11 protein-coding genes are annotated in these 13,414 nt (G+C 71.6%); 1 reads left to right on the top strand and 10 read right to left on the bottom strand.

The genetic code is table 11. From position 1 onward, the window contains the following. Nucleotides 1-26 precede the first annotated feature (26 nt). The 3 genes from HUX53_RS17725 to HUX53_RS17715 are packed head-to-tail and all read right to left on the bottom strand — an operon-like array spanning nt 27 to nt 3,231. Nucleotides 27-788, bottom strand: a complete 762-nt coding sequence (locus HUX53_RS17725) for an SDR family NAD(P)-dependent oxidoreductase (protein ID WP_176404315.1) — start codon at nt 786-788, stop codon at nt 27-29. 30 nt (nt 789-818) lie between these two features. Next, nucleotides 819-1,610 (bottom strand): enoyl-CoA hydratase/isomerase family protein, encoded by a 792-nt coding sequence (locus HUX53_RS17720; protein ID WP_176404314.1) that lies wholly within the window; start codon nt 1,608-1,610, stop codon nt 819-821. A 40-nt stretch (nt 1,611-1,650) separates the two neighbouring features. Next, the gene (locus HUX53_RS17715; RefSeq protein WP_176404313.1) at nt 1,651-3,231 is read right to left on the bottom strand and encodes a class I adenylate-forming enzyme family protein; all 1,581 of its coding nucleotides are present in this window, start codon (nt 3,229-3,231) and stop codon (nt 1,651-1,653) included. A 224-nt stretch (nt 3,232-3,455) separates the two neighbouring features. Between HUX53_RS17715 and HUX53_RS17710 the strand changes: the two genes are divergently transcribed. Further along, the gene (locus HUX53_RS17710) at nt 3,456-5,018 is read left to right on the top strand and encodes a class I adenylate-forming enzyme family protein (protein ID WP_176404312.1); all 1,563 of its coding nucleotides are present in this window, start codon (nt 3,456-3,458) and stop codon (nt 5,016-5,018) included. Between the two features lie 28 nt (nt 5,019-5,046). Here the strand turns inward: HUX53_RS17710 and HUX53_RS17705 are convergent, their stop codons facing one another. The 7 genes from HUX53_RS17705 to HUX53_RS17675 all read right to left on the bottom strand — a co-directional run bounded on the left by HUX53_RS17705 (nt 5,047) and on the right by HUX53_RS17675 (nt 13,265). Beyond that, the gene (locus tag HUX53_RS17705) at nt 5,047-5,730 is read right to left on the bottom strand and encodes a TetR/AcrR family transcriptional regulator (RefSeq protein WP_176404311.1); all 684 of its coding nucleotides are present in this window, start codon (nt 5,728-5,730) and stop codon (nt 5,047-5,049) included. Nucleotides 5,731-5,974: 244 nt separating this feature from the next. Next, nucleotides 5,975-7,201, bottom strand: a complete 1,227-nt coding sequence (locus tag HUX53_RS17700) for an ABC transporter substrate-binding protein (RefSeq protein ID WP_176404310.1) — start codon at nt 7,199-7,201, stop codon at nt 5,975-5,977. A 127-nt stretch (nt 7,202-7,328) separates the two neighbouring features. Then, a complete protein-coding gene (locus HUX53_RS17695) occupies nt 7,329-8,870 on the bottom strand; it encodes a class I adenylate-forming enzyme family protein (RefSeq protein ID WP_176404309.1) in 1,542 nt (513 codons plus the stop codon). A gap of 2 nt (nt 8,871-8,872) precedes the next feature. Beyond that, the gene (locus HUX53_RS17690) at nt 8,873-9,733 is read right to left on the bottom strand and encodes an alpha/beta fold hydrolase (protein WP_176404308.1); all 861 of its coding nucleotides are present in this window, start codon (nt 9,731-9,733) and stop codon (nt 8,873-8,875) included. Nucleotides 9,734-9,747: 14 nt separating this feature from the next. Next, a complete protein-coding gene (locus HUX53_RS17685) occupies nt 9,748-10,491 on the bottom strand; it encodes an ABC transporter ATP-binding protein (protein ID WP_176404307.1) in 744 nt (247 codons plus the stop codon). Further along, nucleotides 10,484-11,248: an ABC transporter ATP-binding protein gene (locus tag HUX53_RS17680; protein ID WP_176404306.1), complete on the bottom strand. Its 765-nt coding sequence runs from the start codon at nt 11,246-11,248 to the stop codon at nt 10,484-10,486. Before HUX53_RS17680 ends, HUX53_RS17685 begins: the two co-directional genes overlap by 8 nt. Then, nucleotides 11,241-13,265 carry an ABC transporter permease gene (locus HUX53_RS17675; protein WP_176404305.1) on the bottom strand — a complete coding sequence of 675 codons (2,025 nt, stop codon included), beginning with the start codon at nt 13,263-13,265 and terminating at the stop codon, nt 11,241-11,243. The genes HUX53_RS17680 and HUX53_RS17675 overlap by 8 nt, the downstream gene beginning before the upstream one ends. Between the last annotated feature and the right edge of the window lie 149 nt (nt 13,266-13,414).

The raw sequence follows: 13,414 nt of genomic DNA, 5'->3' as shown, positions 1-13,414 counted from the left end.
CGACCACCTCCCTGTGGCGACTGCGTCTAGCGGGGGCTCATCCGGATGGCGCCGTCCAGCCGGATCGTCTCGCCGTTGAGCATCGGGTTCTCGACGATGTGCTGGACCATCGCGGCGTACTCGTCGGGGGCGCCGAGACGCGACGGGTGCGGCACCTGCCGTCCCAGGGACTCGCGCACCTCGTCGCTGAGCCCGCCCAGCATCGGGGTCTCGAAGATGCCCGGCGCGATCGTCATCATCCGGATCTGCAGCGAGGCGAGGTCCCGCGCGATCGGCAGGGTCATCCCCACGACGCCGCCCTTGGAGGCGGAGTAGGCGGCCTGGCCGATCTGCCCCTCGTAGGCGGCCACCGACGCGGTCGCTACCGCGACCCCCCGCTCGCCGCCGACGGGCTCCTGCTCGGCGATGCGCGCCGCGGCGAGGCGGATCAGGTTGAAGGTTCCGACGAGGTTGACCTCGACGGTCCAGGAGAACCCGTCGAGGGGCATGGGGCCGTCCCGCCCGACGGTCCGGCCCGCCCGTCCCGTGCCGGCGCAGCTGACCGCGATGCGCAGCGGGGCGAGGGCCGACGCGGCCTCCACCGCGGCCGCCACGTCCTCCTCGGACCGGACGTCCCCGGCGACGAACACGGCCCCGTCACCCAGTTCCGCGGCCGTCTTCTCGCCCGCCGAGGACGGCAGGTCGAGCAGGACGACGCGGCCGCCCTGCCCGAGCAGCCTGCGCGCGGTCGCCAGCCCGAGCCCGGAGGCCCCGCCCGACACGACCGCTGACGTGCCTTCGATCCTCATGTGGTCAACTCCTGTTCGGGGGGTGGTGGGTCAGCGTCCGCGGAACACGGGGCGCCGCTTCTCGAAGAAGGCACGGCCGGCCTCCGCGGCGTCCTCCATGGCGAGGTTCACCGCCTGGGCGTGGGCCTCGGCCTCCAGCGCGCCCTCGAAGCTGCTCTCGAAGGCGTCGTTGAGCAGCCGCTTCGACTGGGCGAGCGCCACCGGGGGCCCGGCGGCGAGCTGCTCGGCGAGGACGGCGACCGCGGCGTCCAGCTCCTCGGGCGGGACGACCTGCCGCACGATCCCGAGCCCGTGCAGCGCCGCGGCGTCGATCATCTCGCCGAGCAGCACCATCTCCTTGGCGCGGTGCAGCCCGACCAGCCGCGGCAGCAGCCACGAGCCGCCGAAGTCCACGGAGAGCCCGCGCTTGACGAAGATCTGGGCGAAGCGGGCCCGGTCGCTGGCGATGACGAAGTCGCCGGCGAGGGCGAGGTTCATCCCCGCGCCCACGGCGTACCCGTCGACGCGGCAGATGACCGGCACCCGCATCCGGTGGACGGCCAGGCACGCCTCGTTGACCTCCTGCATGCCGATGAGCGCGTGCCGCTCGCCGCGCGCGGACAGGTCCGCGCCGGCGCAGAAGTCGCCGCCCTCACCGGTGATGACGAGCACCCGGGCGTCGCCGTCCGCGATACCCGAGACCGCGTCCCGGAGCGCGCCCCAGGCCGCCTGGCCGATCGAGTTCTTGCGCCGCGGGTTGGAGATCGTGAGCGTCGCCACGTGCCCCTCGCGCGACACCGCGAACGGCGCGACCGCGGGTGCCGCCTCGTCAGTGCTTGTCATGGGTCCCGTCTCTCGATTCGAACTTGATGTCACTGTCATATCATGGCAGCGGAGCGGCGTGAAGACGCAGCTCGCGTTTGAGGATCTTGCCGCTGGCGTTGACCGGCATCGCGTCGAGGACGACGAAGTCCCGCGGCACCTTGTAGCGCGCCAGCCGGGCGCCGCAGTGCGCCGCCAGCTCGGCCGCGTCCGGCCGGTGGCCGACCGCCGGCGTGACGAAGGCGCGCACGACCTCTCCCCAGTGCTCGTCCGGCACCCCGACCACCGCGGCCTGCGCCACCGACGGATGCTCGGCCAGCACGGACTCGATCTCGACCGGGTAGACGTTCTCGCCGCCACGGATGATCATGTCTTTGCTGCGCCCGTGCAGGTACAGGTAGCCCTCCGCGTCGAGGTAGCCCATGTCGCCGGCGCGGAACCAGCCGTCCTCGAAGGCCCGCGCCGTCTCCTCGGGCATGTCGAGGTAGCCGTCCATCACCTGGTCGCTGCGCGTCGCGACCTCGCCGACCTCGCCCGGGGGCACGTCGCGCATCTCGGCGTCCACGATCCGCATCGCCACCCCGACCGACGGGCGGCCGCACGAGCGCAGCAACCCGGGCCGGCCGGCGAGGGCCCGCCGGTGGTCCTCGGGAGTCAGCGTCGACTGGAGGCCGGCCTCGGTCCCGGCCCCGAACGCCTGCAGGAAGTCGCAGTCGAAGACGTCCATCGCGCGGCGCAGCAGCGTCGGGGAGATCGGGGCCGCGCCGTAGGTGATGAGGCGCAGGCGCGCGTAGTCGTGGCCGTCGACCCCGTCCAGCTGGAGGATGCTGCTGATCATCGTCGGGACGAGGAAGACCGAGGTCACCCGGTCCCGAACGAGGAAGTCGAGGACGGCGCCCGGCTCGAACTGCGGGAGCAGCAGCGAGGTGAAGCCGGCCGCCACGCCCATGAACAGCCCGCACACCCCGGAGATGTGGAAGGCGGGGGCCGCGGTGTAGCGGACGTCGTCGGGCCGCGCCTGGTACTCGACCATGCCGGAGTAGATGATGGCCTTCAGCATCCGCTGCGACTGCATGACGCCCTTGGGCAGTCCCGTCGTGCCGGAGGTGAAGGCCAGCGCGATGAGGTCGTCGTCGCTGCTCACCACCGGCGGCTCGACGTCCTCGCCCGCGTTCAGCAGCCGTTCATAGGGCGACGGGCCGGCGCCGTCGGGGGCGTCCAGCTCGATGACCGTCCGCAGGGAGGCGTGCTCGTCGGCCGCGCCGGCCAGCAGTTCGCGGTAGCGGACGTCGTGGAAGAGCGCGACCGGTGCCGAGCGCCGGAGCAGGACGTCGACCTCCGGGCGCTGGAGCCGGTAGTTGAGCGGCACGTAGACCGCGCCGAGCTTCATGCACGCCAGCACGATCTCCAGGTAGCGGTGCGAGTCGAGCGCGAAGACGGCGAGCCGGTCGCCCCGGCCGACGCCCTCCGCGCGCAGGGCGGACACGAGCCGGTTCACCCGCGAGTTCGTCATCGCGAAGGAGTGCGCGGTCCCGTCCGGGAACTCCAGGCAGGGCCGGTCGGGGTGCCGCCGGGCGCTCAGCGGGAGGAACTCCCCGATCGTGATGCCGAGCCGCTCTGCTCCCGCCCGTCGCGCCATCATTCCTCCCAGATTGACCCTGATGTCAATCTCGGTCTGTCTACCCGCGCGGCCGGACGGTGTCAACGGTCGGCACGCAAGCGCTTCACCAGCGCCATGCCAGGCGAAATCGCGAAGACGGCGACCATTGACAGCGCTCCGGCGATGGTTTAGACACGGGGTGACTCCGACGTCAGTTATGGCGCGGCGATCGGATCCACTCCTCCCCCGCACCGCAGGAGCGGCTCATGCACCCCAGAATCCGTGTCGGTGACTACCTGCGGCTCAGTGCGCAGCGCTACCCGGACGTCCCCTGCCTGGTCTTCGGGGACGGCACCGAGCAGACCTTTGCCGAGACCAACACGCGGGTGAACCGGCTCGCCGACGCCATGGCCCGGCGGGGCGTCGCGAAGGGCGACAAGGTCGCGATCGTCGCCACCGACTGCGGCGGATACGTCGAACTGCTGCTGGCCTGCATGAAACTGGGCGCGGTCTACGTCCCGCTCAACAACCGCCTCGCCGGCCCCGAGCTGCTGACGCTGCTGCGCTGGGCCGAGCCGTCGATGCTGTTCGTGACCAGCCGGTACCTGGAATCGGCGCGCGCCCTGCTCCCGCAGGTCGAAGGGCTGGACGTGCTGGTCGACTTCGACCAGGACGGCGGCCCGGAGGGCTACGAGGCGCTCCTGGCGACCGGCGCGGACGTCGAGCCCGACGTCGACGTGCGCGACGAGGACGTCATCGGCCTGGCGTTCACCTCGGGCACGACGGGACTACCCAAGGGCGTCCTGCAGTCGCAACGCATGATCAAGTCGCTCATCGTCAACATGTCGATCGACTACGAGGTCGGGCCGGGCGAGTTCCGCTACACCGCGTCGCCGACCTTCCACATCGCGGGCCAGGGCATGATCCTCATGCACGTCTGGCGCGGCTTCCCGACGCTCGTCCTGCCCCAGTTCGACCCGGGCGAGGTGCTGCGCTGGATGCGGTCCGGCCGGCTCACCGGCGTCTTCCTCGTCCCGACGATGATCAGCTCGGTGCTGGAGCACCCCGAGGCCGCCGGCGGCGACTACTCCAGCCTGCGCTCCATCATCTACGGTGGCGCCCCCATCTCGCCCGGCCTGCTGCGCCGGGCCATCGAGACCTTCGGCTGCGACCTGATCAACGCCTTCGGGGCCGCGACGGAAGGAGGCCTGCAGACCGTCCTGGGCTCCGCCGACCACCGGCGCGCGATGGCGGGCGACACCCACCTGCTCGGCTCCATCGGCAAGCCCGCCTTCGGGGTGGAGCTGCGCATCGTGGACGCCGACGGCAAGGACGTGCCGCGCGGCGAGACGGGCGAGATCATCACCCGGTCGGACGCGGTGATGAACGGCTACCTGGAGATGCCCGAGGAGACCGCGCGGGCCGTCCGCGACGGCTGGTTCTGGGGCGGGGACCTGGCGCGGATGGACGAGGAGGGCTACCTCTACCTCGCCGGGCGCAGCAAGGACATGATCATCCGAGGCGGCGAGAACATCTACCCCATCGAGATCGAGACGGTGATCTCGGGCCATCCGGGCGTCGCGCAGGTCGCCGTGGTCGGCCGCCCGGACGACCACTGGGGCGAGGTCGTGGTCGCCTACCTGACCGCCGAGAAGGAGATCGACCTCGGGGCGCTGCAGCGGCACTGCCGCGACCACCTGGCCGCTTACAAGGTGCCCGCCGAGTTCGTCGTGATCCCGGAGATGCCGCTCAACGCCAGCGGCAAGATCCTCAAACGCACGCTCCGCACCGCACCGCCGGCGGCCGCCGAGCGGCAGCTGAGCGGCTGAGCGCGGGGGCCGCCCGGTGCGGCGGCCCTCAGCCGGACTTGGCGGCCTGCCAGTCGTAGACGCCGGCGCCGCGCAGCCACACCGTGGTCAGGGCGTGCAGGAGCTTCTTCTCGTCGAACTCCTTGCCGAGGTTGAGCCAGACGTGGCAGATCTGGTCGACCATCGAGCCGATCAGCTCCGCGGTCATCTCGGGGTCGAGCGACGGGTCGGCCAGCCCCTCGTTCTGGTGGTGCTCGATGATGCGCGCCATCCGGTCCACGTGCGCCTCGCGGACCTGCAGCCGGATCCGCTTCATCTCGGGAGTGAACGTCCCGACCTGCTCGATGAGGGCGACGATCTTGGCGTTGCGGCGGTAGGAGTCCACGAACCGCTTCATCGCGGCGTAGGTGCGGTCGTAGGTCGCGGGCGCCTGCGGACGGCTCGACCCCAGCTCGATGATCATGTCGCCGGCCACCCGGGTGGCGACGGCCTGGAAGATCGCGTCCTTGGAGTCGAAGTAGGTGTAGAAGGTGCCCTGGGCCACCTTCGCCTCCGCCGCGATGTCGGCGACCCGGGTGTCGAGGAAGCCCTTCTCCTCGAAGACCCGGCGCGCCGCGTCCAGCAGCGCGGCGCGGCGCGCGTGGCCGCGCCCCGTCAGCGGGCCGGCCTGGCGCCGCTCCTGCTGCTCCGGACTCGTGGCGACACCGAGCCGGCCACCGCGCGTCTTGGACATGCTCATCACTCCCGGTCACTGGTGTACGTCCCCCGCTCAGCGCACCAATGAGCATCTCACCTCGGTGACTGCGGCATCAAAGGTTCGACGAGAGCTGCGGGCGGCGGGGGCGCTGGTGGGCCGTGCCCACCTTAGTCAGTCGCTGGTCATCTTACTTGACAATGACGTCATGATTCAAAATGGCCCCGCGACACCGGCGAGGCAGCGCCGGTGCCGCGGAGCCGTGCCGTCGGCCGGGCTCGGGTCAGGAGACCGCCGCCGGCTCCAGGTCGATGTACCCCTGCTCGTTGACGGGCTTGAGCGTGCCGTCCTCCTGCACCTCGAAGAAGATCCCCTCGTGGCTGCACGCGCCCGGCGCACCCGGCCACTGCTCGCCGTCACAGGTCACCTTCGGCCCGAGGAAGGTCGGGAAGTCCTTGACCTGCTGCATGGCCGTGGAGACGGCCTTGTTGGTGATCTCCCCGTCGATCCCCTGGACGACCTTGGCCAGGTTGATCAGCCCGGCGAAGGAGTAGAGCGACCGCGCCGACTGCTCGTCCTCGTAGTCGACGGCCTTCATCGCCTCGGCGAACTCGTCCAGCTGCTTCTGCACCTCGGCGGGCGCGTGGTCGCGGGAGAGCGGGACCCACAGCCGCGGCTGCACGATCGCGCCCGCCGCGTCCTTGCCCAGCTCGTCGATGAACTGCGAGCACGAGCCGGCGAAGATCGTGCCCTCGTAGCCGGACTGCCGCAGCGCCCGGATCAGCCCGGTGCAGCCGTCCTCCGGCAGCGCGATGACGCCGGCCACGTCGGGCTTGGACGACATCTCGGTGGACGCCAGCACCTGGAAGTTGATGTTGTCGACCTTGACGTAGACGGCCCCCACCTGGACGCCGAGCTTCTCGCCCATCGGCTTGACCAGGTTGTCGACGTACCCGTGCGACGACGGCGCGTCGGTCACGGCCAGGGACGCCTTCTTCTTGCCGAGCTGGCTGAGGATCTTCACCATGCCGAGCGCGCTGGTCTCCAGCGGGCCGGAGAAGTAGAAGGACGTCGGGTACTTCTCCCGCTCGGCCACCGCCTGGCCGGCGAGCGTGCCCACGATCGGGATGCCGGCCGACTTCAGGATCGGCGTCATTGCGCCCATGCTCGTGCCGTCGTAGGCGTCGAAGACCACCGGCGCGTTCTTGGCGACGAAGTCGTTCGCGCACTTCACGCCGGTTTCGGGGGTGCCGTCGCCCGAGCAGATGTCGAGCTTGACCGGGCGGCCGCCGATCCCGCCCATCTTGTTGTTGATGTACCACTCCGCGGCCTCGGCGCCGTAGGTGTTCTGCGGGTAGGCCACCGGGCCGGTGTCGAGCGACTGGACGCCGAGGACGATCGGCTCCCCGGTCAGGCCGCCGTCGGAGTCCGATGCCTTCGTCTCCCCGCCGCATGCGGCCAGCGCGAGGGCCAGGGTCAGCGCCCCCGCGGCCGCGATCGTCTTCTTCATTCCTGCTACCAGCCTTCTGCCGGAGGCGGCGGCGCCGCCCTACATGTGCCTAGAGCATTGTTGGTGTTGACGTCAGTGTCAATCAATCTGTGCGAGGTTTGTTCAGGTTGTGACCAGGTCGTGTGGGTCAGGAGGTGGCCAGGTCCAGCAGGTCGCTCTTGCGGACCTTGCCCGTCGGGTTGCGGGGAAGCTCGCGGAGGATGTGGTACTCGACCGGCACCTTGTAGCCGGCGAGCCGGGCCCGGCACATCCGCTCCAGGTCCTCGGCCGCCGGCGGCTCGCCGCGGTACTCCACGAACGCCACCACGACCTCGCCCCACCGCTCGTCGGGCCGGCCGACCACGGCCGCGTCCGCGACCTCGGGGACGTCGGTGAGCACCAGCTCGATCTCCGAGACGTAGATGTTCTCGCCGCCGCGCACGATCATGTCGCGGCTGCGGCCGCCCAGGAACAGGTATCCCTCCTCGTCGACCCAGCCGCGGTCGCCGCCCCAGAACCACCCGTCGTGCAGCGCCTCCCGCGTCTTGTCGGGCAGGTCGAGGTATCCGGCCATCACGCAGTCGGTGCGCGCCGCGATGTTGCCCACCACGCCGGCCGGCACCTCGTTGCCCGCGTCGTCCAGGATCCGCATGTCGACGTAGAGGACCGGCTGGCCCGCCGACGCCAGCAGGTGCTCCTCCCCCGCCAGCGCGCGCCGGTGGTCCTCGGGGCGCAGCAGGGTCTGCACGCCCGACTCCGTCCCGGCGCCGAACATGTTCCAGAACCCGCAGTCGGGATACCGCTCCAGCGCCCGCTTCAGCAGGCTCGGCGGCATCGGCGCCGAGCCGTAGAGCATGGTGTCGAGCCGCTCCCTTCCGGTGGGGCCCGTGTCGGCGTCGAGCACCGCCTGGATCATCGTCGGGACGAGGAAGCACCCGGTCAGCAGCCCGTCCGCGATCGCCTTCGCCGTCACGGCGGGGTCGAACTGCGGCTCGATGAGGGACGTGCAGCCGACCGACACCTGCTCGAAGACCAGCGCCCAGCCGGCGATGTGGAACAGCGGGGACGCCGTGTACCGTACGTCGCGCGGCCTGGCGAAGACCTCCCAGCCCAGGCTCAGCATCCGCTTGAGCATGCCGTGGGTCTGCATGACCCCCTTGGGCAGCCCGGTGGTGCCGCTGGTGAACATGATCCCGAGCAGGTCGTCGTCCTTGAGCCTGACGTCGGGCTCGATGTCGCGTCCGGCGGCCGCGAGCGACTCCACGTCGTCGTCCAGGCAGCCGTCCAGCGACAGCAGCGCGCACTCCCGGGGCAGCCCGGGGACGACCTTGCGCGCGAGGTCCAGGTAGCGCCCGCCCACGAAGAAGAGCTCGGGCTTCGCCTGCCCCAGGATGTTCTCGATCTCGAACTGCGCCAGCCGGAAGTTCACCGGGACGTACGTCGCGCCCAGCTTGAAGCAGGCGAGCAGGACCTCGGCGTAGGCGAAGGAGTCGGTGTCCAGCAGCGCGATCCGGGTGCCCTTGCCGACCCCCCGTTCGGCCAGCGCGTCGCAGATCCGGTTGACGCGGGCGTTGACCTCGGCGAACGTGCGCTGCTCCCCGCTGGTCGCCAGCCAGCACGGGACGTCGCGGAAGCGCCGCGCGGACTCGGTGATGATCCGGCCGATGGGCCACGAAACGTCCAGGTCCACTTCTACTCCTTCTGTTGTTCCGCGGAGACGGGCGCCAGCAGCTCGTCCAGCGCCCGCCGCAGCAACCGCCCGAACGGCGCACCCTGGTCGATCATCACGTGGTGGTAGGCGTTCGGGACGTCGTACTGGGCGACGGGGCGGCCGAGGAGGTCGGCCAGCACCGCGGCGGCGTCCGCGGGCACGAGCTGGCTCAGCTCGCCGCGGACCACCGCCGTCGGGCACCGCACGTCCGCGAGCGGTGCCGTCATCCGGTCGGTGTCGAGGGCGCCGAAGATCGCCGGGTCGGCCTTCCACGCCCACCCGCCGCGCACCGGGCGCACCGACCGCTCGGCCACGTAGGTCAGGACCCGCACGTCGGGCACCGGCTGGGGCGGCGTCAGCCGGAACCGGCCGAGCGCCTCCTCGACCGTCCGGAACACCGTCCCGCCGCGTCCGGCCGACGGCTTCCCGGCCTTGCGGGGCTCGGTGACGACGCAGTCCACGAGGACCATCGCCCGAACCGCGTCCGGGCGGGCCGCCGCCGCACCGGCGGTGACCAGGCCGCCGATGCTGTGCCCCACGAGGACCGCCGGGCCGCCGACCACCGCGTCGACGACGCCGAGGACCTCGCGCGACCAGGTGTCCAGGTCGTAGCCGGCCCGGCGGCCGCTGTCGCCGTGCCCGGACAGGTCCACGGCGACGACGTCGTACCCGTCGGCGAGCCGGCTCACGGTGTGGTGCCACCACGCCGTGTGCGCGGTGGTCCCGTGCACCAGCACGGCGCAGGGGGCGCCGGGCCGCGGCCACCGCTCCCAGGCGACGGCCACGCCGTCGACGACGACCGACCCGCGCCGGCCGGGGGTGAGCTCGATCGACTCCGTCATGTCGCGCTCCCTGCTCAGGAGGGCAGCACGGCGTCGGCGTCGCCGTACTCGTCGGCACCGAAGTACGCCGCCTCGACGTCCGCGCGCCGGTTCAGCAGCGACTTCGCGGGGGCGTCCAGCACGACCCGGCTGTGGTTGAGGATGATCCCGCGGTCCGCGACCGAGAGGGCGAGCTCGATGTGCTGCTCGACGAGGACCAGGCCGATCCCCTCCTCCTTCGCCAGGTCCCGGATCGACGGCAGCATCTCCTGGACGATCTTCGGTGCCAGGCCGAGGCTCATCTCGTCGATCATGAGCACCTTCGGCTTGGCGAGGATCGCCTTGGCGATGGTGAGCATCTGCTGCTCCCCGCCCGACAGCAGGCCGACGCGGCGGCCCTGCAGGTCGCGGAGCGCCGGGAACCGCTCCAGCACCTGCCGCTCGCGCTCCCTGTCGGGCCGCCGGTGCGCCAGCCGGAAGTGCTCGCGGACGCTGAGGCCGAAGAACACGCCGCGGTCGTCCGGCACGAGCATCACGCCGCGCCGGGCCAGCCGGTGGGGCCGCTTGGACTCGACCTCGCGGCCCAGCGCCCGGACCTCCCCGGACATGAGCGGCACGAGCCCCACGATCGACAGCAGCGCCGTGGTCTTGCCCGCGCCGTTGGGGCCGAGCAGGGCCACCACCTCCCCGGGCGCCACGTCGAAGGTGAGGTCGCGGACGGCCTGGACGCCGCCGTACCCGGCCGTGAGGTTCCGGACGCTGAGCACGGGATCAGACATCTGCTTCCTCCATCGGGGAACCGAGGTAGGCGGCGGCCACCGCCGCGTCCACGCGGGCCTCCGCCGGCGTGCCGGCGAAGATGACCTTGCCGAACTCCATGACGTAGACGACGTCGCACACGTTGAGGACGAGCGACATGTCGTGGTCGATCAGCAGCACCCCGGGCCCGGACGCCGCGATCTCGCGCACCCGTTCGCCCAGCTCGACGCTCTCGTTGCTGTCCAGGCCGGCGGCCGGCTCGTCCAGGAGGAGCAGGTCGCACCGGCCGGCGAGCGCGCGGGCGACGCCCACCAGCTTCTGCTGGCCGAGGGTCAGGTCGCGCGCCAGGGCGCCGCGCGCCCCGGTCAGCCCGACCGTCTCCAGCGCCCGGTCGACCGAGCCTCCCGCACCCGCCCGGCCGAAGAGGTCGCGGAACAGGGAGCCGAACCCGACCGTGCGGGCCGACACCAGGAGGTTCTCCTCGACGGTGAGGTTGCCGAACAGTTCCGCGGACTGCCAGGTGCGGGCGAGCCCTTCGGCCTTGCGCTTGTGCGGCGCCATCGCGGCGAGGCTCTGGCCGTTCAGGGTGATCTCGCCCTCCGCGGGCGTGAACCCCGTGACGGCGTCGACGAGGGTCGTCTTCCCGGCGCCGTTCGGGCCGATGAGGCCGACGACCGTGCCGGGCCGGACGTCCAGGTCGATGCCGTCGTTGGCGACGACACCGCCGTAGCGGACGGTCAGGCCGCGGGCCGTTAGCCCGCGCTCATGCTCAGACATGCCGGGCGACCTCCTCACGCGCGCCGCCGGCCGGCGCGCCTTCGACTTCGGTTGTCCCGCGTCCGGCCGGGCCCGCGGGGGCCGACCCGGCCGTTCTCGCGCGGATCCAGGCGATCTGCTCCCTCGTCTTCCCGGCGATGCCGGCCGGGTTGAGGATCGCGGTGAGGATCAGCGCGAAACCGCTGATCAGCGCGTAGTAGTCGCCCATGTCGAACCACTGGTGCAGGGCCGTGTACACCAGCCCCAGCGGGCCGATCATGCCCGCGACGAGCGCTCCGCCGAACGAGGTGATGCCGCCCAGGTAGGCCATGGCGAGGATCTGCAAGCCCACGACCACCGAGAACGACTCGGCGGACAGCTGGCCCTGGCTGTAGCCGAGCAGGCAGCCGGCCACGCCGGCGATGAACGCCGACAGGCCGAAGCCCATCAGCTTGGTGCGCCGCACGTCGATCCCCGCCGAGGCGGCCGCCCGCTCGTTGGCCCGGACGGCCAGGAACGCGCGTCCCGTGTCGCCCCGGGCGATCCGGATGAACATCCAGATCACCAGCGCGACGACCACGAGCACCATCAGCGAGAACTCCACCCGCGCGAGGTCGCGTCCCTCCCGCACGGCGAAGCTCATGCCGAACAGCCCCGGGTCGGCGATCGGGTTCCCGGTCGGGGGCGTCAGGCTGTAGTTGCCGAACACGAACCGCTCGATCGCGAGCGCCGCCGCGATCGTCACGATGGCGAGCTGGACGCCGCGGATCCGGAACGCCGGCAGCGACACCGCCATGCCGAGGCACGCCGCCACGAGCGCGCAGAGCACGATGGCCAGCGGGAACGGCATGTTCCAGGCGGCGGTCAGCTTGGCCAGCGCGAATCCGGCGGCGCCGGCGAACGCCGACTGCGCCAGCGAGATCTGCCCGAGGTAGCCGGTGATCACCACGTAGGACAGCGCGAGCAGCGCGATGATCAGCGAGCTGGTGAGGGCGAACCGGTAGGTGTCGTTGAAGGCGACCAGCAGGAACGCCGCCGCGCCCAGCAGGAGCAGCGCGGGCACCGGGCGGACGCGGGGCACCGCCACGTCCGGGAGGCGCACCGACTGCAGCGAGCCGCGCGCCGGCATCCGCCGCCCGAGCACGAACAGGATGATCATGATGACGATGAACGGGACGACCTGCTCCAGGCCCGACTTCGCCCACACCGGCCACCAGCTCTTCGAGGCGATGAGGCTGAGCTCGGACTGGAACACCCCGAGCGCGACGCCGCCCGCGCAGACGAGCGCGATGGACTCCAGCCGGGCGATCAGCAGCACCGCGAGCGCCGGCACGACCATCACGGTGTAGTTCGCCGGGCTCAGCCCGGTCAGCGTGCTGGCCAGCACCACCCCCATCGTGCTGACCAGGGCGCCCATGACCATCGCCACCAGGGCGAGGCGGTCGGGGTCGAAGCCCATGAGGACCGCGCCGCGCTCGTTCTCCGACGCCGCCCGGGTGGCGGCGCCCGAGTAGGTGAACCGGAGGTAGGCCCAGACCCCGGCGGCGAGCACGAGCATGATGGCGGTCATCACCATCTCGCGCACCGACAGGGAGGCGCCGAGCAGCTCGATCTCGCCGCGCGGGATCAGCGTCTCGACCTTCATGTTGTTCGGGCCGAACCGGATCACCGCCAGCGCCTGGAGGCCGATCATCAGCCCGATCGAGACCACGACCTGGGCGAGGACCGGCGCGTTCCGCACCGGCCGGAACACCAGGTAGTGCACGAGGACGCCGAGGACCGCCGCGTTGAGCAGCCCGATCAGCAGCGCCGGCAGGATGCCCAGCTCGTCGCCGAACTGGACGCTGCCCACCGGGAAGATCAGCAGCCCGTCGTCGACGAGCGCGGCGAAGACGTAGGCCCCCCACATCGCCATCGCGCCCTGGGCGAAGTTGACGATCCCGGTCGCGCGGTACACGAGCAGCAGGCCCGTCGCCAGTCCGATGTAGACAGCCGCGAGCCCGAGACCGAGCACCGCGAACTCCAGATACGTGGTCACCTGCTTCTCCTCGCATCCGCCATGGTTCGTGTCCGTCCTGTGTTGGGCCGCGCTGCGTCCGGGCACGGCGAGCCGCCGCCGCGCCCGCCTCGGGCGAGCGTCCGCGATCGTGGGTGGGGAGGGTGCTCCCGGAGCCCGGCCGGCTCCGG

The organism is Actinomadura sp. BRA 177 (assembly GCF_013372625.1).
Taxonomy (GTDB): domain Bacteria; phylum Actinomycetota; class Actinomycetes; order Streptosporangiales; family Streptosporangiaceae; genus Spirillospora.
This window is presented reverse-complemented; position numbering and strand designations above follow the sequence as displayed.